22 protein-coding genes are annotated in these 19,230 nt (G+C 72.6%); 10 read left to right on the plus strand and 12 right to left on the minus strand.

The window, feature by feature from the left end:
• The first annotated feature begins 152 nt into the window (after positions 1–152).
• The 3 genes from AB0M83_RS21790 to AB0M83_RS21800 all read left to right on the plus strand — a co-directional run bounded on the left by AB0M83_RS21790 (position 153) and on the right by AB0M83_RS21800 (position 2,366).
• Complete coding sequence (locus AB0M83_RS21790) at positions 153–524, plus strand: YciI family protein (RefSeq protein ID WP_364519683.1); 372 nt, start codon at positions 153–155, stop codon at positions 522–524.
• Positions 525–575: 51 nt separating this feature from the next.
• On the plus strand, positions 576–1,400 hold the full coding sequence (locus tag AB0M83_RS21795; protein WP_364519685.1) for an NAD(P)H-binding protein: 825 nt from the start codon (positions 576–578) through the stop codon (positions 1,398–1,400).
• An 84-nt stretch (positions 1,401–1,484) separates the two neighbouring features.
• A complete protein-coding gene (locus AB0M83_RS21800; RefSeq protein ID WP_364519687.1) occupies positions 1,485–2,366 on the plus strand; it encodes a M48 family metalloprotease in 882 nt (293 codons plus the stop codon).
• Here the strand turns inward: AB0M83_RS21800 and AB0M83_RS21805 are convergent.
• Genes AB0M83_RS21805 through AB0M83_RS21815 form a run of 3 tightly spaced genes read right to left on the minus strand, consistent with a single transcriptional unit; the run spans position 2,356 to position 3,994 of the window.
• On the minus strand, positions 2,356–3,330 hold the full coding sequence (locus tag AB0M83_RS21805; RefSeq protein WP_364519689.1) for an NAD(P)-dependent alcohol dehydrogenase: 975 nt from the start codon (positions 3,328–3,330) through the stop codon (positions 2,356–2,358). The two genes, AB0M83_RS21800 and AB0M83_RS21805, sit on opposite strands and share 11 nt — an antisense overlap.
• The gene (locus AB0M83_RS21810; RefSeq protein ID WP_364519691.1) at positions 3,327–3,551 is read right to left on the minus strand and encodes a helix-turn-helix transcriptional regulator; all 225 of its coding nucleotides are present in this window, start codon (positions 3,549–3,551) and stop codon (positions 3,327–3,329) included. Before AB0M83_RS21810 ends, AB0M83_RS21805 begins: the two co-directional genes overlap by 4 nt.
• Positions 3,545–3,994 carry a hypothetical protein gene (locus AB0M83_RS21815; protein WP_364519693.1) on the minus strand — a complete coding sequence of 150 codons (450 nt, stop codon included), beginning with the start codon at positions 3,992–3,994 and terminating at the stop codon, positions 3,545–3,547. Before AB0M83_RS21815 ends, AB0M83_RS21810 begins: the two co-directional genes overlap by 7 nt.
• A 106-nt stretch (positions 3,995–4,100) precedes the next feature.
• Here AB0M83_RS21815 and AB0M83_RS21820 point away from each other — a divergent pair, with 106 nt between their 5' ends.
• Both AB0M83_RS21820 and AB0M83_RS21825 read left to right on the plus strand, forming a co-directional pair.
• Positions 4,101–4,451 (plus strand): YciI family protein, encoded by a 351-nt coding sequence (locus AB0M83_RS21820; protein ID WP_364519695.1) that lies wholly within the window; start codon positions 4,101–4,103, stop codon positions 4,449–4,451.
• A gap of 6 nt (positions 4,452–4,457) precedes the next feature.
• Positions 4,458–5,696, plus strand: a complete 1,239-nt coding sequence (locus AB0M83_RS21825) for an RNA polymerase sigma factor (RefSeq protein WP_364519697.1) — start codon at positions 4,458–4,460, stop codon at positions 5,694–5,696.
• 167 nt (positions 5,697–5,863) lie between these two features.
• Here the strand turns inward: AB0M83_RS21825 and AB0M83_RS21830 are convergent, their stop codons facing one another.
• Positions 5,864–6,481: an enoyl-CoA hydratase/isomerase family protein gene (locus AB0M83_RS21830; RefSeq protein ID WP_364519699.1), complete on the minus strand. Its 618-nt coding sequence runs from the start codon at positions 6,479–6,481 to the stop codon at positions 5,864–5,866.
• Entirely contained in the window at positions 6,481–7,071 is a 591-nt protein-coding gene (locus tag AB0M83_RS21835; protein WP_364519701.1) for a TetR/AcrR family transcriptional regulator, read from the minus strand. The genes AB0M83_RS21830 and AB0M83_RS21835 overlap by 1 nt, the downstream gene beginning before the upstream one ends.
• A 53-nt stretch (positions 7,072–7,124) precedes the next feature.
• Here AB0M83_RS21835 and AB0M83_RS21840 point away from each other — a divergent pair, with 53 nt between their 5' ends.
• Positions 7,125–7,478 (plus strand): arsenate reductase family protein, encoded by a 354-nt coding sequence (locus tag AB0M83_RS21840; protein WP_364519703.1) that lies wholly within the window; start codon positions 7,125–7,127, stop codon positions 7,476–7,478.
• Here AB0M83_RS21840 and AB0M83_RS21845 read toward each other — a convergent pair.
• Both AB0M83_RS21845 and AB0M83_RS21850 read right to left on the minus strand, forming a co-directional pair.
• Positions 7,475–8,686, minus strand: coding sequence for a threonine synthase (locus AB0M83_RS21845; RefSeq protein ID WP_364519704.1), 1,212 nt, complete (start codon positions 8,684–8,686; stop codon positions 7,475–7,477). The two genes, AB0M83_RS21840 and AB0M83_RS21845, sit on opposite strands and share 4 nt — an antisense overlap.
• An 11-nt stretch (positions 8,687–8,697) precedes the next feature.
• Entirely contained in the window at positions 8,698–9,189 is a 492-nt protein-coding gene (locus tag AB0M83_RS21850; protein WP_364519706.1) for an emopamil-binding family protein, read from the minus strand.
• A 30-nt stretch (positions 9,190–9,219) separates the two neighbouring features.
• Between AB0M83_RS21850 and AB0M83_RS21855 the strand changes: the two genes are divergently transcribed.
• On the plus strand, positions 9,220–10,014 hold the full coding sequence (locus tag AB0M83_RS21855) for a DUF1295 domain-containing protein (protein WP_364519708.1): 795 nt from the start codon (positions 9,220–9,222) through the stop codon (positions 10,012–10,014).
• On the plus strand, positions 9,981–10,823 hold the full coding sequence (locus tag AB0M83_RS21860) for a carbon-nitrogen hydrolase family protein (protein WP_364519710.1): 843 nt from the start codon (positions 9,981–9,983) through the stop codon (positions 10,821–10,823). The genes AB0M83_RS21855 and AB0M83_RS21860 overlap by 34 nt, the downstream gene beginning before the upstream one ends.
• 17 nt (positions 10,824–10,840) lie before the next feature.
• Here AB0M83_RS21860 and AB0M83_RS21865 read toward each other — a convergent pair whose 3' ends face one another.
• The 3 genes from AB0M83_RS21865 to AB0M83_RS21875 all read right to left on the minus strand — a co-directional run bounded on the left by AB0M83_RS21865 (position 10,841) and on the right by AB0M83_RS21875 (position 13,852).
• The gene (locus tag AB0M83_RS21865; protein WP_364519712.1) at positions 10,841–11,587 is read right to left on the minus strand and encodes an SDR family oxidoreductase; all 747 of its coding nucleotides are present in this window, start codon (positions 11,585–11,587) and stop codon (positions 10,841–10,843) included.
• 91 nt (positions 11,588–11,678) lie between these two features.
• Positions 11,679–12,590, minus strand: coding sequence for a LysR substrate-binding domain-containing protein (locus tag AB0M83_RS21870; protein WP_364519714.1), 912 nt, complete (start codon positions 12,588–12,590; stop codon positions 11,679–11,681).
• A complete protein-coding gene (locus tag AB0M83_RS21875) occupies positions 12,590–13,852 on the minus strand; it encodes a cytochrome P450 (RefSeq protein WP_364519716.1) in 1,263 nt (420 codons plus the stop codon). The genes AB0M83_RS21870 and AB0M83_RS21875 overlap by 1 nt, the downstream gene beginning before the upstream one ends.
• Positions 13,853–14,061: 209 nt before the next feature.
• Between AB0M83_RS21875 and AB0M83_RS21880 the strand changes: the two genes are divergently transcribed.
• The gene (locus AB0M83_RS21880; RefSeq protein ID WP_364519718.1) at positions 14,062–14,790 is read left to right on the plus strand and encodes an alpha/beta hydrolase; all 729 of its coding nucleotides are present in this window, start codon (positions 14,062–14,064) and stop codon (positions 14,788–14,790) included.
• A 240-nt stretch (positions 14,791–15,030) separates the two neighbouring features.
• Complete coding sequence (locus AB0M83_RS21885; protein WP_364519720.1) at positions 15,031–18,258, plus strand: tetratricopeptide repeat protein; 3,228 nt, start codon at positions 15,031–15,033, stop codon at positions 18,256–18,258.
• On the opposite strand, the gene AB0M83_RS21890 is transcribed toward AB0M83_RS21885, so the two are convergent.
• Both AB0M83_RS21890 and AB0M83_RS21895 read right to left on the minus strand, forming a co-directional pair.
• The gene (locus AB0M83_RS21890; protein ID WP_364519721.1) at positions 18,195–18,419 is read right to left on the minus strand and encodes a hypothetical protein; all 225 of its coding nucleotides are present in this window, start codon (positions 18,417–18,419) and stop codon (positions 18,195–18,197) included. The genes AB0M83_RS21885 and AB0M83_RS21890 overlap by 64 nt on opposite strands.
• A complete protein-coding gene (locus AB0M83_RS21895) occupies positions 18,416–19,213 on the minus strand; it encodes an L-histidine N(alpha)-methyltransferase (protein WP_364519723.1) in 798 nt (265 codons plus the stop codon). Before AB0M83_RS21895 ends, AB0M83_RS21890 begins: the two co-directional genes overlap by 4 nt.
• Positions 19,214–19,230 lie beyond the last annotated feature (17 nt).

The following is a 19,230-nucleotide window of genomic DNA, read 5'->3' on the forward strand; positions in this document are numbered from 1 at the left end:
GACCGGCGTCACAGTACTCTCCCGGAACTCTGTCGAAAAAACTCCGGGGCAAGATGTCGAACGCCGCGCACGGCCGATCGACGCGGGGGTGAAGGCCGGTCGACGAGCTTGGGAAGATCCCGGCCCCGGCGACGAGAACAGGGAGAACGACCATGCGTTTCCTCATGATGCACCGGATCGACGAGAACGACCCGCAGGCGTGGAACCCCACCCCGGAGTTCGTGGAGAAGATGGGCGGGTTCGTCCAGGAGGCGGCCGAGAAGGGCATCCTGATCACCGCCGAGGGCGTCCACAAGTCGGACAAGGGTGCGCTGATCCGCAAGCCGCGCGGCGCGGCCGTCCGGGTCACCGACGGGCCCTTCGCCGAGGCGAAGGAGGTCATCGGCGGGTTCGCGCTGATCAACGCGGCCGACCGGGCGGAGGCCGTGGAGTTCGCCAAGACCTACGTCGAGCTGTTCGACAACGAGATCGAGGTCGAGGTGCGCCAGGTCGTCGAGTACGACGACCTGCCGGCGCAGGACTGACGGCCGCCGGTGGCGCTAGGCTGACCCGGAACCGACTCTGGGGGTAGAGCGATGTTCCTGGTCACCGGCGCCACCGGCAACGTGGGCGCGGAAGTGGTTGCGGCACTGGCGAAAGCGGGCGAACCGGTCCGTGCGCTGGTGCGCCGGCCGGACGCCGCGCTCCCGGACGGCGCCGAAGCCGCCACGGGCGATCTCAACGATCCGGCGAGTCTCGGTGACGCGCTCGAGGGCGTCGACGGGATCTTCCTGCTGCCCGGCTACCACGACATGCCCGGCATGCTGGCTCGGGCGCGTGACGCGGGCGTTCGCCGGATCGTGCTGCTGTCCGGCGGCTCGGCAGCGCTGGAAAACCTGGACAACGCGGTCTCGGCGTACATGACGCTGGCCGAGCGCGCGGTGCGGGAGTCGGGGCTGGACTGGACGTTCCTGCGCCCGCGCGCGTTCATGGCGAACGCGCTGCGCTGGCTGCCGCAGCTGCGCGAGGGCGACACGATCCGCGCGCAGTTCCCGCAGGTGGCGGCCGCGTCCATCGACCCGGCGGACATCGCCGCGGTGGCCGCGCGGGCGCTCGCGGGCGGCCACGAAGGCCGGATCCACGAGCTGACCGGCCCGGTGGCGCTGCGGCCGGCGGACCAGGTCGCGGTGCTGGCCGAGGTGCTCGGCCGGAAGCTCGAGTTCATCGGGCTGTCGGACGACGAGACCCGCGCCGAGCTGGAGGCGACCATGCCGCGCGAGTACGTCGAAGCGTTCTGGGACTTCTACGTGGGCGGAACCCTGGACGAGGCGACGGTGTACCCGACGGTGGCCGAGGGGACGGGCCGGCCCGCCCGCACGTTCGCCGACTGGGCGGCCGCGCACGCCGGCGCGTTTTCCTGACAGCTCCCGGACAGTTCCGGCGGACCGTTGTGCTCCGCCGGGCGCCACGCCAAGGTGGATCCGGCGTCGGCGGGGAGGGGGAGCGTGAGCGACAAAGAGCGGGCGAGGGTGGATCTTTCGGCGGTCCTGGGGGTGGTGCTCGCCGTCCCGGTGGTGGCCAGCAGCCTGCTCGTGCTGGGGCTGCTCGGAAAACTGGTCTGGCCGGCGTACTTCTGGGTGCTCCCGGCCGGCTGGGCGCTGGCCGGCGCGATCACGTTCGTCCCGGTCTACGAGCACGTCGTGCTGTCCGTGCTCCTCAAGATGCGCGAGCCCAGCCAGAACGAGCTGACCTGGCTCACGCCGAGCTGGGCGGCCGTCTGCGCTGCGGCCGGCGTCGACGGCGGCCGGTACCGCTTGTGGGTCGAGCCTTCGCGCGAGCTGAACGCCTTCGCCGCCGGGGGCCGGACCGTCGCGGTGACCCAGGCCGCCCTCGACCTGGAGCGCCCGGGCCTGGAAGCGATCCTCGCCCACGAGCTGGGGCACCACCTGGCCGGGCACACGCGGGCCACCCTGCTGATCCACTGGCTCGAGCTGCCGGCCCGCGTGCTCTCCCGCCTGGTGCGGCTGATCGCCTGGGTCGTGCCGCACGTCGGCCGCGCGTTCCGGTCCTTCGGCCGCTCGGCCGAGGTGCTGGTGACCGTGCTGCTCAGCCTGGGCGTCCTCACCGCGCTCGCGTTCCTCGATCCGTGGCTGCTGCTGACGCCGCTGCTCGGCCCGGTGCTCGCCTGGTCGAAGCGGCTCGGCGAATACCGGGCCGACCGGATGGCGGCGCGGCTGGGGTACGGCCGGGAGCTGGCGCTGCTGCTGAAGGCGTGGAACCTGCGGGACCGCGGGGACGAACGCCGGCTGTGGTCCCGGCTGATGGCCGGGCACCCCGCCCACATCGACCGGGTCAAGCGGCTGAAGGACCTCGGCGTCAGGTTGTGAGCACGGTGAGCACGACCTTGCCCGCCGCGCGGCCCGCGTGGAGGTGGCCGAGCGCGGCGGCGGCGTCGGCGAGCGGGTACGTCCGGTCGAGCACGGGCGTGAGCCGGCCGGCCTCGATCAGGTCCCGCAGGTCGTCGAGGTCCGCGCCGCGCACGCGGGCGACGAGCCCGCGCAACCGCTGTCGGACAAGCGGATTCAGCAGCGCCGCCCGGAACACCCGCTGGATGCCGCCGAGCCACTTGCCGCCGTTTTCGCCGCCGACGATCACGAGCGAGCCGCGCGGGGTCAGCGCCCGGCGCAGGGCGGACAGCGAACGCAGGCCGGCGGTGTCCACGATCAGGTCGTACTGCTGGGCCGCGAAGTCCTCACGCGTGTAGTCGACGACGTGCTCGGCGCCGAGCGAGCGGACCACATCCGTCTTGGCGGTGCTGCACACGCCCGTGACCTCCGCGCCGAAGGCCTGGGCCAGCTGGACCGCGAAGGAACCCACGCCGCCCGCCGCCCCGATGACCAGCACGCGCTGCCCGGGCTGAACACGGCCCACGTCGCGCAGGGCCTGCAGGGCGGTGCTGCCGGAAACCGGCACGGCGGCCGCCTGCTCGAAGGAAAGCCGGCCGGGTTTCGCCGCGACGAGGTCCTGCTTCGCGACGGCGTACTCGGCGAACGCGCCCTCGCAGACGCCGAACACCTCGTCCCCCGGCCGGACCCGCGTGACGCCGTCACCGATCTCCTTGACCGTGCCGGCGAAGTCGAGGCCCCGCACCGGCAGCTTCGGCCGCCGCAGCCCGAACCCCAGCAGGCGCAGCAGGTACGGGTGCCCGGTGGTCAGGTGCCGAACGCCCGGGTCGACGCCGGCCGCGTGCACGCGCACGAGGACCTCGCCGGCACCGGGCGACGGTCTGCCGAGGTCACGGAACTCGAGGACGTCCGGGCTGCCGTAGTGGTCTTGGACGATCGCTTTCACGGTGACTCCTCCGGGTACTGGAACACTTCTTCGAGCGGGACGCCGAACACGTGCGCGATCTGGAACGCCAGCTCGAGCGAGGGCGAGTACCGGCCCTGCTCGATGGCGATGACGGTCTGGCGGGTGACGCCGATCCGGGTGGCGAGCTCGGCTTGGGTGAGCCGGCCGTGCGCGAACCGGAGGGCGCGGATCGAGTTGGTGACGCGGGTCGGTTTCACCACGGCTGGAAACCCCGGCGGTAGGCGAAGATCCGGGCGACCGACCCGAGGATCGCCGAGAGCGTGAAGGCCAGGTAGACGGCGTTGGCGATCCAGAAGTGCGGCGCCCGCACCATCGCCAGCAGCAGGGCCGCGACGGCGCCGATGACGACGAACGAGTGGCCGACGTACTCGCCGAACCGGCCGATCTCGCGGTCGCGCTGGTCCTTCCCGCTGTCCTTCGAGAGCATCGCGGCCAGGATGCTCGCCGCGATCGTCGCGACGATGGACGCACCGACCGTCCACAGCAGCGCCGCGACGTAGGGGACTTCGGCCAGCGGCCGCCCGCCGGCCCGGCCGAGGACCACGACGAGGTACACCGCGTAGCTGGCTATCGAGGCGATCCCGAGGATCCAAACGCGCTTTTCTTCGTGGGTCACCTCGTCAAGGTAAAACAAACCAGACATCGTGTCAAAGTTTCTTGACATGAGAAAATTCCCGGCGAGGGGTGTCCAAGGCGGCGCCGGCCGTTCGTAGTCACCGCGTACGGCAACCGAGCCACTGGAGGATCTCGTGAAGTACCTGATGCTGATCAACGCCTCGCTCGACGCGGACGGCGCGCCCACCGGCTGCAGCACGCTCGAAGACTGGATGCTGTTCGACAAGTCCATGAAGGACGCGGGCGTCCACGTCGGCGGCAACTCGCTCGCCGACTTCACCACCGCCGCGGCGGTCCGCGTGGACGAGCACGGCGAGCGGATCGTCACCGACGGGCCGTTCGCCGAGTCCCGTGAGGTGCTCGGCGGCTACTTCGTCGTCGATGTGCCGGACTTCGACGTCGCGCTCGACTGGGCGGCGCGCTGCCCGGGCGCCCGCGACGGCGGCCACATCGTCGTCCGGCCGCTCGCTTCGTACGGCGACTGACGCGAGATGTCGGGGCGGGTTGAGGCGTCGATCGAGGCGGTGTTCCGGGAGGAGCGCGGGCTGCTGCTCGCCGCGCTCGTCCGCCGGTTCGGCGACCTCGACCTGGCCGAGGAGGTGACGTCGGAAGCGATCGAGGCCGCGCTGGTGCGCTGGCCCGTCGACGGCGTGCCGCCGAAGCCCGGCGCGTGGCTGATGACGACGGCGCGGCGCAAGGCCGTCGACCGGCTGCGCCGCGACCAGGCCTACGCGGCCCGGCTCGCGGTGCTGCAGGTCGAGGCCGAGCGCGCGGCGCCCGCCCCGGCGTCCGACGGCGGCCTGCCGGACGAGCGGCTCCAGCTGTTCTTCACCTGCGCCCACCCGGCGCTGCCCGCGGAGGACCGGACGGCGTTGACCCTGCGTTGCCTGGCCGGGCTGACGACGCCGGAGGTGGCGCGCGCGTTCCTGGTGCCCAGCGCGACGATGGGCAAGCGGATCGTGCGGGCGAAGAACCGGATCCGCGCGGCCGGCATCCCGTTCCGGGTCCCGGACGCCGCCGAGCTGCCCGGTCGGCTGCCGGGCGTGCTGCAGGTCGTCTACTCGATCTTCACCGAGGGGTACGCGGCGAGTTCGGGCCCGGACCTGCAGCGGCTCGACCTCGCGGAAGAGGCGATCCGCCTGGCCCGGATCCTGCGCCGGCTGCTGCCGGGGGAGCGGGAGGTCGCGGGGTTGCTGGCGCTGATGCTGCTGATCCACGCGCGCCGCGAGGCCCGCACGGGCCCGGACGGCGACCTGGTGCTCCTCGACGACCAGGACCGCGGCCGCTGGGACCGCACGATGATCGCGGAGGGGACGGCGTTGGCCGAGCTGGCGCTGACGGGCGGCCCACCGGGACTGTACGGCGTCCAGGCGGCGATCGCGGCCCTGCACGACGAGGCCGCGGACGTGGCGGGGACGGACTGGCCCCAGATCGTGGGGTTGTACGACGTGCTGCGCGGGCTGGCGCCGTCGCCGGTGGTGGAGCTGAACCGCGCGGTGGCGGTGGCGATGAGAGACGGCCCGGCGGCGGGCCTGTCCCTTTTGGACGCACTGGCGGAGGAGCCGCGGTTGCGGGAGTACAGCCCGTTCCCGGCGGCGCGAGGGGATTTGCTCAGCCGCCTGGGCCGCCACGCCGAAGCTGCCGCGGCCTACCGGGACGCGCTGGCTCTTGCCCGCACCGAACCGGAGCGCGCCCACCTGCGCCACCGCCTCGCCGAGGTCGCAATGTGAGGTTCCTGGCGGCGCAGGCCGGTGCCGGCAAACGTCTTGAATGACTCATTCACGGCGTGCGAGGTCCTGAATGACTCATTCAAGACGTTCGGCCGGCCACGGTCGCCCGGAACTGTCGGTGGCCCCCGGTAAGCTGGAAACCGGGGGCCGGAGGCCTACCCCGGGCGCTAAGCCGGCGTACGCAACGCCGTCACCGCGGGGGCGAACATCGTCGCCTTGATCGCGCCCAGCGTGCCGCGGTCCTTGCCCGCCAACGCCGAGACCCGCTCGGAAGCCACCCTCACCACGTCGCCCTCGGCCGCGATCTCGTCCACCAGGCCGAAAGACAAAGCGTCCGCGCCACCGAAACGGCGTCCCGTCGTCATCGACGCGACTGCCGCCGCCGGCGTCAGCTTCCCCTGGATCAGGGCCGCCATCCCCGGTGTGAACGGGATGTTGATGTCGGCCTCCGGGAAGCAGAAATACCCCCGGTCCGAGCGCATCACGCGGAAGTCGTGCGCCATCGCCAGCATCGCGCCCGCGCCGAACGCGTGGCCGTTGATCGCCGCGACCGTCGGGACCGGGAGCGTCAGCACGCGCGCGAACAGCTCCTGGACCTCGGCGACGTACTCCGCTGCCTTGTCCGCGTTGGCCATCAGCCACTCGAGGTCGAGGCCGTTCGAATAGAACTTGCCGCCGCCGGTGGTCACCAGCACGTCGGCCACTTCGTCCAAAGTGGAATGGACGCGCTGCAGCCACTCCGGCGAGAACCGGTTTTCGTCGTCGCCCAAGTGCAAAACGGTCACTATCGGTCCTTCTCTCGAGGGGGCACGGTCAGCACGGCGCGCACGGCGGCGGCCAGCCTCTCCCGCACCAGGGGGTCGGTGATGTCGCGCCGGAAGAACGCGGTCGGCAGGTCGACGACGCAGGTGGTGATCACCTCGACGGCCAGGCCGTCGCCGCGGTCCCACACCTGCCGCGCCAGCCGCACGAGCAGCGCGACCAGGCGTTTGTCCAGTGCGTGCAGGGCGTCCGCGAGCTCGTCGGGCAGATCCGGCCCGAACAGCCGGTCCGCCTTGACGCGCAGCAGCATCCGGGCCCCGTCCGGACGCAGCGAAGCGAACACCGCGGGCGTGTCGGCCGCCGCGACGACGGCCTCCACCGGGGAGGAAGCGGAGTCCACCCGTGTGGTCTGCAGGTCGAGGAACGCGGTCGCCGCACGCAGCCAGACCCGGGCCAGTAGCGCGCTGAGCGAGCCGAACGCGTGGTAGATCGTCCCGTTCGGCACCCCCGCGGCCGCCGCCAGGCCACGCACGGTGACCTCCCCCGACGACGCGACCAGCCGCTCGGCGACGTCGAGCAGCGCGTCGAGGTCGTGGACGCGGGGGCGGGGCATGCCGCGACCGTAACAGAACACGTGCTCCAAAACCAGCGCGGTAAGCTGCCGCCGTGGAGATCTGGGTCAACCCGGCGTGCTCGAAGTGCCGGTCCGCCGTGTCGCTGTTGGACGAAGCCGGCGCGCAGTACACCGTGCGCCGCTACCTCGAGGACCCGCCGACCGCGGCGGAGCTCGAAGCCGTGCTGAAGCGCCTCGGCCTCGAGCCGTGGGACATCACGCGCACCGCGGAGCCGATCGCGAAGGAACTCGGCCTCAAGGCGTGGGGCCGCACCGACGCGGACCGGCCGAAGTGGATCGAGGCCCTGGCCGCACACCCGAAGCTGATCCAGCGCCCGATCATCACGGCCGACGACGGCACGACGGTCGTCGCCCGCGACCCCGGAACGGTCCGCTCGGTCCTCTAGGGAATGCGACCGTCCCGGGGAAGCAGCGGGACGTCGAGCGGCACCGTCTCCGGGTACTTGATCCCGGCGCCGGTGTTCAAGACCACGACGTCCTCGTCGCCGGAAAGCCACCCTGACTCGCGAAGGTGGCGAAGAGCGGCGAAGCACGCCCCGCCCTCCGGGCAGACGAACGTTCCCTCGTAAGTGGTCAGCTCCCGTTGCGCCGCAAGCAGTTCCTCGTCCGTGACGGCGACCGCGGTGCCGTCGGTCGCGTACACCGCGTCGAGCACCAGGAAGTCGCCCAGCGCCTTGGGGACGGTGATGCCGAACGCGACCGTCCGGGCGTCGGGGAAGAAAGTACTTTCCCGGTCGCCGCGCGAGAACGCCTCCACGATCGGCGCGCACCCGGTCGCCTGCACCGCCACCAGCCGCGGCAGCGGCCCGGAAACCCAGCCCAGCTCGCGCATTTCCAGCAGCGCCTTGTAGATCCCGATGATCCCGACCCCGCCGCCGGTCGGGTAGAGGATGACGTCGGGCAGCCGCCAGCCGAACTGCTCGGCGATCTCGTACCCCATCGTCTTCTTGCCCTCGATGCGGTACGGCTCTTTCAACGTCGAGACGTCCTGCACCCCCGGACGGCGCTGAACCGCCGCCGCCACGAGCTTTCCCGCGTCGCCGATCAGACCGTCCACCCGGTACAGCTCGGCCCCGGCGGCGACGCACTCGCGCATGGTGATCGCCGGAGCGTCGTCGGGCATCGCGACCAGGCTCGTCATGCCCGCGCGCGCCGCGTACAACGCCCAAGCCGCGCCCGCGTTGCCGTTCGTCGGCATCGCGATCCCGCCCACGTCCAGTTCGGCCGCCCGGGACACCCCGACCGCGGCGCCCCGTGCCTTGAACGTGCCGGTCGGGACCAGGCCTTCGTCCTTCATCCACAGCCGCGAAAGCCCCAGCTCACGGCCGTACCGCGGCAGGCGCAGCAACGGCGTCATGCCCTCGCCCAGGCTCACCACGTGCTCGGGCGAGCGCACCGGCAGCACCTCGTGGTAGCGCCAGAGCGTCGGCTCGCGGCCCGCGATCTCCTTCGGCGTCACGGCTTCGCGGACGCCGTCGAGGTCGTACCGCGCCAGCAGCGGCGCGCCCGACGCCGAGAGACCCTGGACCGCGTCGGCGTCGAGGCGCTCGCCGGTCCGGGAGCATTCGAGGTGGCTGAGGAACGAGTACGGCACGGCGCCTCCGGTCAGAAACGGCGGGTGAACGGGAGTGGCTTGCGCATCCGGACCAGCAGCAGGAGCGGCACCAGGACGTAGGGCAGGTTGAACGCGAGGAACTTCGCCGGGTTGCCGGTGCGGGTGGCCGGGTCGCCGAAGAACTCGACGCCGAACACGACGATCCCGGTCAGCGTGACGATCATCGTCGCGTAGATGACCGACGGCAGCTGGATCCAGTTGCGGCCCGTCAGCAGCGCGAAGACGAGCACGACGTAGAACGGCATGTAGACGAACGCCGAGAGCCCGGTGACGATCCGCATCCAGTCCGGCGGGTGCATGAACAGCGGGTCGGCGTCGTGGGCGTACCAGTAGTTCGAGTTCACGAAGAAGTTGCCCGACGGCTTCGAGAAGTCGACGCCGACGGTCGGCAGCAGGTCGCTGATCAGCGACGTCACCGTGAAGGCCGAGAACAGCACCGCGAAGAACACGTCGATCTTCCGGTCCCGCAGCGGCAGGTTCATGGGATCGATCCTAGGTCCTATTGTGGGCGGATGGACGCGCTGCGGGTCTGCCTGTACGTCTTCGCCGGAGTGACGCTCGGCACCTGGGTGACATCGGTGCTGACCAGGGAATACTCCTGGGTCGACCGGATCTGGTCGATCGTGCCGGTCGCGTACCTGGCGATCTTCGCCGGCGCGGCGGGGTTCGCCGACGCGCGCCTGGACGTGATGTTCGCCCTGGTCACCCTGTGGGGGATCCGGCTGACGTTCAACTTCGCCCGGAAGGGTGGTTACGCCCGCGGCGGCGAGGACTACCGGTGGGCGGTGCTGCGCGAGCGGATGGCGCCGTGGCAGTTCCAGGTGTTCAACTTCTTCTTCATCTCGCTCTACCAGAACGCGATCCTGCTGCTGATCACGTTGCCCGCGCTGACGGCGCTGGAGCACCAGGGCTCGTTCGGGGTGGCGGACGTCGTCGTCGCGGTGATCTTCGCCGGGTTCCTGCTCGGGGAGACGGTCGCGGACCAGCAGCAGTGGGTGTTCCACCGGGAGAAGCACGCGGGCCGCGCGTCGACGCGGTTCCTCCAGGACGGGCTGTTCCGCTATTCGCGGCACCCGAACTTCTTCTTCGAGCAGGCGCAGTGGTGGGCGGTCGCGGCGTTCGGCGTCGTCGCCGGCGGTCTGCAGTGGACGGTCATCGGTGCGGTGCTGCTCACCTTGCTGTTCGTCGGCTCGACGAAGTTCACCGAGAGCATCACGAAGTCGCGGTACCCGGAGTACGCGGACTACCAGCGCCGGGTGTCCGCGGTGGTGCCGTGGCCGCCGAAGCGCGAGCCCGTCCGCGGATGACCGTCGTCGCCGCGCTCCAGCTCGGGACGGGCGTCTCCCTCGAGCGGATCCTGGAGTTCGAAGAAGAGATCCGCGGTGCCTCCCTGGTGGTGCTCCCCGAAGCCGTGCTCGGCGGGTACCCGGGCCGGGAGCCGTTCGTCGGCTACTTCCGAGCATCGATCTCGGTGCCGGGTCCCGAGACGACCGCGCTGGCCGGCCTCGCGGCGCGCACGGGCGCGAGCCTGGTCGTGGGCGTGATCGAGCGGGACGGCTCGACGCTGTACAGCACGGCGGTGTTCCTCGATCCCCATCTCGGGCTGGTCGCGAAGCACCGGAAGCTGGTCCCGACCGAGCGGGAGCGGCTCTTCTGGGGCCGCGGCGACGGCTCGACGCTCCCGGCGGTGCCGACGGCGGCAGGCCTGGCGGGGGCGGCGATCTGCTGGGAGAACCACCTGCCGCTGCTGCGCGCGGCGATGTACGCGAAGGGCGTCGAGATCTGGTGCGCGCCGACGGCGGACGACCGCGACGTCTGGCAGGCGTCGATGCGCCACATCGCCGACGAGGGCCGGTGTTTCGTGATCTCGGCCTGCCCGTACGAAAGTGAGGGCGACGACCCGTTCCGCGGCGGGAGCGTGATCGTCGGCCCGCTGGGCGACGTGCTGGCGGGCCCGCTGCGGGACGGCGAAGGCCTGATCACGGCGGAGATCGACCTGGAGGAGATCGTCGCGGCCCGCAAGAGCCTCGACGTCTCCGGGCACTACGCGCGGCCGGACGTCTTCGCGCTGACCGTGGACGAGCGGCCCCAGGACGGCGTCACCTTCCTGCGGTGACGCCGTCCCGACGGGACTCAGACCGCCAGACGTCCGCCGTCCACCGGGAGGATCGCGCCCTGGACGAAGCTCGACTCGTCGGTCACCAGGAACGCGATCGCCGCCGCGATCTCCTCGGGGGCGGCCACCCGGCCGGCCGGGCCCGCCGAGGCCAGCTCGTCCAGGCCGTCGCCGAACACCGCCGTTCCCTCGGTGCGGGTCGGGCCGGGGCTGACCGCGTTGACGCGCACGCCGGACGGGCCGAACTCCGCCGCCCACGCCTTGGTCATCAGCTCGACCGCCGCCTTCGACGAGCCGTAGAGCGCCATGCCCGCCATGCCCCGCGTCGCGACCATCGTGGACACGTTGACGATCGCGCCGCGGCCGCGGGCGGCCATCTCGGGCGCCAGCTCGGCGGTGAGGAAGAACGGCACCTTCACGTTCGTCTCGTAGACGCGGTCGAAGTCGGCTTCAGCCGTGTCCGAAGTGGGCCCGGTGGGGAAGATGCCGGCGTTGTTCACCAGCACGCCGACGTGCCCGCCCACCTCACGGGCCCGTGCGGCCAAGGCGCGCGCCGACGCCGCGTCCGTCAGGTCGGCCGCGACGAAGTCGGCCTTCCCGCCCGCCTCCCGGATGCGCGAGACGACCTCCGCCCCGCGCGCCTCGTCCCGGCCGGACAGCACGACGTGGGCGCCGAGCCCGGCCAGCGCGACCGCCGTCGCCCGCCCGATCCCGCTCGTTCCGCCGGTCACCAGCGCTGTGGTCCCGGACAGTCCTTCAGTCATCACTCAACTCCTCGCGGCCGGGGTGTTTCCCCGGTCATGAGGTTCAAGGACGAGCACCGGGCCGGACTTCCGGATGGGCGTTCGGCGCTGCTTATGCCCGCGATCGGCCGCGCTGATGGTCTTCCAGCGCGGCGACGAACTCCGCGAGGTCGCGGCGGTGCGACGTCGCCGGCCACACGGCCCAGGTCCGCCGCACGATCGGGTTCCCGGCCAGCGGCAGCCACCGGACCGTGTCCGGCATCGGGTACGGCCAGTCGGGCGGCGCGAAGGCGTACGCCCCGCCCGCGCTGACCGCCGGGATCTTGAGCTCGACGATCAGCCGCTGCTCCTCGGGCACTTCCGGCCCGACGTCGAGGCCGTGACTGCGCAGCGTCGCCGCCAGCTCGTCGTACCACGCCGGGCTGCCCGCGCGGGCGAAGGCGAACCAGTCGAGACCGGCCAGGCTCTCCAGGCGCACTCCGTCCGGCCCCGCCAGCTTCTCCGCGAGGTCCGCCGCGAGCAGGACGCCCACGTTCTCCGAGACGACGAGCTGCGCGTCGAGGTCCGGCCCGGCCGGGCGTTCGCGCACGAGGCCGACGTCCAGCTCGCCCGCCCGCAGCGCGGCCACCTGGGCCACCGACGACAGGTGGCGGGCCTGCACCCGCGTGTCCGGGAAGGCCTCCGCGAGCCGCGCGAGGGCCGCGGGCAGCAGCTCGGGCGGCAGCTCGAGGGGGACGCCGACGCGCAGCACGCCACCGCCGGTCTTCGTGTGCCGCGCCATGGCGGCGACGGCCTGGTCGTGGCGGGCCAGCACCGCGCGGGCCTCGCCCAGCAGCGTCGTGCCGGCGTCGGTCGCCTGGACGCCGGTGCTGGTGCGGACCAGCAGCTGGACGCCGAGGCGGCGTTCGAGCGCGGTGATCGTCTGGGACAGCGCCGGCTGGCTGATGTGCAGCTGCCGCGCCGCCTTCGACATGACGCCCGCCTCGACGACCGCGACGAACGCCCGCAGCTCGCGGATCTCCATCAGCGCGCCCACCGGATCGGCAGCGACTTCAGGCCGTTCTGGAAGGTCGACCGCAGCCGCACGGGTTCGCCGGCGAGCGTCACTTCGCCCAGCAGGTCCAGCACCGCGCCGAACATCGCCCGCAGCTGGACCCGGGCGAGGTGCGCGCCGAGGCAGAAGTGCGGGCCGTGGCCGAAGGTCAGGTGGTCGTTCGGCGTGCGGCCGATGTCGAACGCGTCCGGGTCGGCGAACACGCTCTCGTCGCGGTTGGCCGCCGAGAACCAGACCACCACCTTGTCCCCGGCCCGGATGTCCACATCGGACAGCCGGGTGTCCGCGGTCGCCGTGCGCCGGAAGTTCATGACCGGCGTCCACCAGCGGAGCATCTCTTCGACCGCGGACGGCAGCAGTGAGCGGTCGGCCAGCAGCCGCCGGTACTGCCCGGGGTGCGAGAGCAGCGCCAGCATCCCGCCGGGCAGGCCGTTGCGCAGCGTTTCGTTGCCCGCCACGGAAAACAGCCAGAAGAGGTTCTCGAACTCGGCGAGCGAGACGCGTCCGCCGTCGTCGCCGACGTGCCGCATCAGGTTGCTCATGACGTCGTCGCCCGGGTGCTCGCGCTTGTACTCGCCGAGCGCGTTCGCGTAGGCGTAGAGGTCCGGCATGCCGGCGCGGGTGCGCGGGTCCGGCATCGACCCGTCCGGACCCGGCGACGGGCGGACGGCGAGCGCGGCCCGTGCGAGGTCGGTGACCTCCGAAGCGGAGACGGTCGAGCTGACCGCGTACTCGGCGTCCTGGTACCCGATGACCCGGTTGCTCCAGTCGTACATCAGCCGCCGGTCCTGCTCCGGCACGCCGAACACCGCGGCGAGGGTGAGCAGCGGCAGGTCGGCGGCGACCTTGGCGAAGTCGCACTCGCCCCGCCCGGCGACGGCCGCGACGAGGTCCCGCGCCGACGTCTCGATCCGCTCGGTCAGCTTCGCGATCGCGCGGGGCGTGAACGCCCGCGTAAGCAGCCCGCGCAGCCGCCCGTGCTCCGGCGGGTCCATGTTGAGCATCATCCGGCGCACGTAGGCGAGGTCCGACGACGTCGCGGGGTCGCGGATCTGCGTCCCGCCGAGCTGCGAGGAGAAGAGGGCGGGATCACGCAGGACGCGCCGCACGTCGGCGTGCCGCAGCACGGCCCAGAAGTCGTCGACGCGCACCACCGGCGACGCGCGCCGAAGCCGCGCCAGCTCGTCGTACGGGACGCCGCGCACATAGGTGTCCGGATCGGTGATCCCCACGAACCGACCCTAGCCGCTGTCCGGCGAGTCAAGCTCGCGGTCTTCGCGCCCAGGCGGCCCCTGGCGGCACGGGCGGATCGCCCGAGTACGGCCCAGTACGAGGGCGCCCCGCCCGCACCGCCAGGAACCACCTGGATCACGAAGCCCATCGAGCAGACTCACCGGACAGCGCCTAGCCGCGCCCACCGACACTTTGGCAGGCTGCTCCGATGGACACGCTCAACATGCGCACCGGCGGCGAGGGCGAACCGGCCATCCTGTTCCTGCACGGCCTCGGGGCGACCGGCGCGGTGTGGGCCCACCTGACCGGCCAGGTGCCGCGGCGCGTCCTGGTTCCCGACCTGCCCGGCCACGGCCCGTCCGCGCCGCTGCCGCACTACAGCTTCGAGACGCTGACGACGGCCGTCGCGCGGGCGCTGCCCGGGAAAGGCCCGCTGGTCGTCGCCGGGCACTCGCTCGGCGGGGTGCTCGCGCTCGAACTCGCGTCCGGCAAGTACGACGTCGAGGTCGCCGGCGTGCTCGCGCTGGGTGTGAAGGTGGAGTGGAGCCAGGAGGACCTGGGTCGCGCGGCGAGCTTCGCGGCGCGGCCGCCCCGGGTGTTCGAGACGCAGGCCGAAGCCGACCAGGCGTACCTGAAGGTGTCCGGGCTGCTCGGCATCGCACCCGCGGACCCGGCCGGGCTTCGCGAGACCGAGGGAGGTTGGCGTCTCGCGATGGACCCGGCCGCGTTCGGCGTCGGCGCGCCGGACATGCCGGCGCTGCTCGCCGCGGCGCGGTGCCCGGTCGTGCTGGCGGCGGGCGAGCACGACCCGATGTGCCGCCCGGAGCAGCTGCGTGCGCTGGACCCGGACGCGGTCACGCTCGCCGGTCTCGGGCACAACGCCCATGTCGAGGACCCAGCCGCCATCCGCGCCCTGTTGGAACGCTTCGGCGTCTGAAGGTTCGGGTGCAGCCGTCGTACCCCACGCGACGGCTGCTCCGAACCCCTCGTCACCACCGGACCCGCACAGCCTAGGAAACCGCGGTGGACGTACGCCTGTACTCGCCGCCTCCGCCGCCGTCACCCTCGGTACCTGCGGAAACGGTTATCTTCGCCGTTCGGTGGTACAGGTATAGCGGCACGATCGGAATGCTGGAGGGGTACGTTCCGCTGCGGGGCACGCGGGGAGAGGACGCCTGTGGACGAAGGCCTGCCGTTCGCCCGGTGGCTGCGGGAACGGCGTGTGCGCGCCGGCCTCACCCAGGCCCAGCTGGCCGAGCGCGCCGGCTTGAGCCAGCGCGCGGTGCGCAACGCCGAGCTCGGCAGTGTCCGCCGGCCCCGGCCGGAGACGGAACGTCGGCTGCGGGAAGCGCTTGCCGAAGCACCTCCGGAGCGGGTGCGGATCGGCGTCCTCGGGCCGCTCACCGTCTGGCGCGGAGAGTCCCCGGTCGAGATCGGCGCCGAAAAGCAGCGCCTGCTTCTCGCGATGCTGGCGTTGCAGCCGAACCGCACGGTCCGGCGCGAGGACCTCGTCGACGTCATCTGGGACGAGCCGCCGCCGTCCTGCCTCGAGCTGCTCCACACCTACGTCGCGCGGCTGCGGCGCGCGCTGCGGCCCGCCGACGTCATCGCGACCGACAAGGGCGGCTACCGGCTGACCGCCGGCGAGGACGACCTCGATCTCCTGCGCTTCGAGGCGTGCCTGGAAGAGAGTGCTCACCACGAGGCCCTGGAGCTCTGGCGCGGCCCGGCCCTCGCCGACGTCGAACGGCTCCGGCAGCACCCCGCCCGGCTGGCCCTGGCGATGAAACGCGCGAAGACGGTGATGGCGTACGCCGAGGCCGCGGACCCCGAGGACGCGGCGGTCCGGCTGCGCGCGCTCATCGCCGAGGAGCCGTTGAACGAGTTGGCGCACGCCCGGCTGATGCAGGTGCTCGCCGCGTCCGGACGGCAGGCCGCGGCGCTGGCGGTGTTCGAAGAGATCCGGCTGCGGCTGGACGGCGAGCTGGGCATCGAACCCGGCTCCGAGCTGCGCGCGGCCCAGCGGCAGGTGCTGCGCCAGGACTTCGCCGCCCCGGAACCGCCGGCCCGCGTCCCCGCGCAGCTGCCCGCGGACGTCGCCGGCTTCCGCGGCCGCACCGGCCAGCTGGCCGAGCTCGACGCCCTCCTGGCGGGCGGCGGCACGGGCGCGCGCATCGCCGTCCTGTCCGGCACCGGCGGCGTCGGCAAGACCGCCCTCGCCGTCCACTGGGCCCAGCGGTCCCTCGGCGAATTCCCGGACGGCCAGCTCTACCTGGACCTCCACGGCTACGGCACGGTCCGGCCGGTCGAGCCGGGCGACGCGCTGTCCGGGTTCCTGCGCGCCCTCGGCGTCGACGGCGCGGACATCCCCGCCGAGCAGGAGGAGCGCGCCGCGAAGTTCCGCACCGCGCTCACCGGCCGTCGCATGGTGCTGCTGCTGGACAACGCCGGCTCGGTCGGGCAGGTCCGCCCGCTGCTGCCCGGCTCGGCGTCGTGCCTGGTCCTGGTGACCAGCCGCGACGCGCTGCCCGGGCTGGTCGCACGGCACGGCGCCCGCCGCGTCCTCGTCGACCTGCTGACCGACGCCGAAGCCCTCGACCTGCTGCGCACGCTGCTCGGCACGCGCGTCGACGACGAGCCGGACGCCGCCGAGGCGCTGATCGGCTACTCGGCCCGGCTGCCGCTGGCGCTGCGGCTGGTCGCGGAGCTGGCACTGAGCCGGCCGGGCGAGCGGCTCGCCGAGCTCGCGGCCGAGCTCGCCGACGAACACCGCCGGCTCGACCTGCTCGACGGCGGCGGCGACCCGCTCACCGCGGTCCGCGCCGTCTTCTCCTGGTCCTACCGGCACTTGGCGGCCGACGCCGCCCGCGTGTTCCGCCTCTGCGGCCTGCACCCGGGCCGCGACCTGACCCCTGCCGCGATCGCCGCGCTCGCCGGCGTCCCCCTGCCGGAGGCGGAACGGCTGACGGCCACGCTGGTCCGCGCCCACCTCGCGCAGGAGACCGGCGACGACCGCTTCCAGCAGCACGACCTGCTGCGCGTCTACGCCGCCGAGCTCGCGGCGCGGGACGAGACCGAGAGCCACGACGCGCAGGAGCGGCTGTTCGACTTCTACGTCCGGTCGGCCGCGCAGGCCATGGACGCCGTCCTGCCGCAGGAACGCCACCTGCGCCCGCGCGTGCCCGACCCCGACGTCAAGGTGATCGACGCGCCGGCGTGGCTGGAGGCCGAGCGCCGCAACCTCCTGGCCGTCGCGGCGCACGCGACGCGGCACGGGTGGGCCGACCACCTGCGGCTGCTGTCCGGGATCCTGTGGCACTACCTGGACGTCGGTGGCTACCACGAAGAATCGCTGGTGCTGCACTCACACGCGTCGGCGCTGGCCCACGACGCCGGCGACCGGGCGGCCGAGGCCGAGCCGCTGATCCTGATCGCGCTCGGCCACTGGCGCGTCGGCCGCTCCCGGGAAGCACGCCGGTACCTGGAGGAGGCGCTCGTCCTCGCCCGCGAGACCGGCGACCAGCGCACCGAAATCCACGCCGTCAACACCCTCGGCCTGGTCTGCCGGGCGCTGGGCCGGTTCACCGAGGCGATCACGTACTCGACCGAAGCCCTGTCCCTGGCCCGCAAGGCCGGCGACCGCACCAGCGAAGGCCTCGTCCTGGTGGTGCTCGGCTGCTCCTGCCGCGGCATCGGCCGCTACGGCGAAGCGCTCGGCTACCTCGAAGAAGCCCGCGCCCTCGCCCGCGACATCGCCGACCGCACGAGCGAGGGCTACGCCCTGGTCAACACCGGGGACGCGTTGTCCGCGCTGGGCCGCCACGACGAAGCGGTCCGTGCCGTGGAACAAGGGCTGGAGCACTTCCGCGCCATGGGCGTGTGGGTGAGCGAGGGGTACGCGCTGGGCATCCTCGGCGACATCGAGCACGCGCGCGGCCGGTACGCGGAAGCCGCGGCGCACCTCGAACGGGCGCTCGAAATCGCGCAGGAGACGGGCAGCCCGACCAACCGCAGCCTCGCGCTGAAGCACCTCGGCGACGTCCGCCTCGCGCAGGGCCGGCACACGCAAGCGGCCCAGCACCTCGAAGAGGCACTGGGCCTGGCCCGCGAATGCGGCGACCGGGGCGCGGAGTCCCGGGTGCTCAACAGCCTGGGGGCGCTGGCGGCGGCCCGGGGCGCGTCGGCGGAGGCGCTCGGCCACCACCGCGAAGCCCTTGCCGTGGCGAAGGAAACGGGCTGCCGCCCGGAGCAGGGAAAGGCCCACTACGGGCTCGGCGAAGTCCACAGTGGACTGGGTGAGCCGGAGACCGCGCGCGAACACTGGGAACGCGCGCTGGCCTGTTACGCCGGGGAGTGCGTGCCCGGCGCGATCCGGGCCCGGGACCGGCTGGCCGACCTGGCGTAGTGGCGTTCGTCGGCGACGAGGTCGCCTTCGAGGCGCTGGACGTCCCGGTCGAAGACGTTCGTGCTGCCCGCCAAGCGGTTGCGCGGGTACGGACGGCGGCGGTAGGCGTGGTCGAGAGCCCAGGCGAGCAGGACGAGGGCGGCGAGAACGGCGATGATCATGACGCTCCTTCCGGAGTGAGAAGGGCTGTTGCCTTGTAGAACGCGTAGTGGAAGGTCCCGTATTCCCTGGTGGTGCGGTGCAGGTCGGCGATCCCGCGGGCCCAGCCGGCTTCGTCGATCAGCCCCCGTGCGACGGCGGTTTCGCCGACGCCTTCGACCATCGCGATGAACGTGTCGCGGGTGAAACCGGTGACGAGGTCCGGCTTCGACGCGTCGACGTAGACCGTCCGCGGTTCGACTGCGACGTCGTCGAAACCGGCGTCGGCGAGAAGCGGGTAGAGGCGCCGGCCGAGGAGCCCGTCGCCGCCGGCGTCGGCCTGCAGGCGAATGAGGCAGTCGATCGCGGCTTGGGCGTGTTCGCTGCGCGGGTGGAAGAACGCCGAGCCGTGGTCGCCCTCGATGACGGTGATCGTCCCGCCCGGCCGCAGCAGGGTTTTCAGGTGGGTCAACGCTTTCTCGGGCTCCGGCAGGTGTTCGAGCACGAAGCAGACGAAGAGGTGGTCCCACTCGCCGTCGAGGGCGAAGAGGTCGGCCTGGCGGAACTCGACGCCCGGGACTCGCCGGCGGGCTTGGCCGAGGGACTCTTCCGAGACGTCGATCGCGGTCAGGTGCGCGTCCGGGCTGCGGGCCGCGAGGTGGACGGTCTGGGCGCCGACGCCGCAGCCGACCTCCAGCACGCGGCTGCCGGCGGGGTAGGCCGTCCCGGCGTGCAGCAGCGCGGCGAGGGTGTCGGCCTGGTCGCCGAGGCGGCGGGCCTCGGGTCCGGTGTATCCGTGCACGTAGGTGGTGTTCATGAGCCCAGCCTGCTGCG

This window comes from Amycolatopsis sp. NPDC051106, from assembly GCF_040682775.1.
In the GTDB taxonomy this organism is placed as follows: Bacteria; Actinomycetota; Actinomycetes; order Mycobacteriales; family Pseudonocardiaceae; genus Amycolatopsis.

What these genes read in the sequence shown, in the direction of transcription:
- AB0M83_RS21870 (WP_364519714.1), bottom strand. Translation starts at nt 12,590, where the DNA reads ATGGAGATCCGCGAGCTGCGGGCGTTCGTCGCGGTCGTCGAGGCGGGC.
- AB0M83_RS21855 (WP_364519708.1), top strand. Translation starts at nt 9,220, where the DNA reads ATGGACGCGCTGCGGGTCTGCCTGTACGTCTTCGCCGGAGTGACGCTC.
- AB0M83_RS21795 (WP_364519685.1), top strand. Translation starts at nt 576, where the DNA reads ATGTTCCTGGTCACCGGCGCCACCGGCAACGTGGGCGCGGAAGTGGTT.
- AB0M83_RS21880 (WP_364519718.1), top strand. Translation starts at nt 14,062, where the DNA reads ATGGACACGCTCAACATGCGCACCGGCGGCGAGGGCGAACCGGCCATC.
- AB0M83_RS21815 (WP_364519693.1), bottom strand. Translation starts at nt 3,994, where the DNA reads ATGTCTGGTTTGTTTTACCTTGACGAGGTGACCCACGAAGAAAAGCGC.
- AB0M83_RS21790 (WP_364519683.1), top strand. Translation starts at nt 153, where the DNA reads ATGCGTTTCCTCATGATGCACCGGATCGACGAGAACGACCCGCAGGCG.
- AB0M83_RS21835 (WP_364519701.1), bottom strand. Translation starts at nt 7,071, where the DNA reads ATGCCCCGCCCCCGCGTCCACGACCTCGACGCGCTGCTCGACGTCGCC.
- AB0M83_RS21850 (WP_364519706.1), bottom strand. Translation starts at nt 9,189, where the DNA reads ATGAACCTGCCGCTGCGGGACCGGAAGATCGACGTGTTCTTCGCGGTG.
- AB0M83_RS21865 (WP_364519712.1), bottom strand. Translation starts at nt 11,587, where the DNA reads ATGACTGAAGGACTGTCCGGGACCACAGCGCTGGTGACCGGCGGAACG.
- AB0M83_RS21890 (WP_364519721.1), bottom strand. Translation starts at nt 18,419, where the DNA reads ATGATCATCGCCGTTCTCGCCGCCCTCGTCCTGCTCGCCTGGGCTCTC.
- AB0M83_RS21895 (WP_364519723.1), bottom strand. Translation starts at nt 19,213, where the DNA reads ATGAACACCACCTACGTGCACGGATACACCGGACCCGAGGCCCGCCGC.
- AB0M83_RS21825 (WP_364519697.1), top strand. Translation starts at nt 4,458, where the DNA reads ATGTCGGGGCGGGTTGAGGCGTCGATCGAGGCGGTGTTCCGGGAGGAG.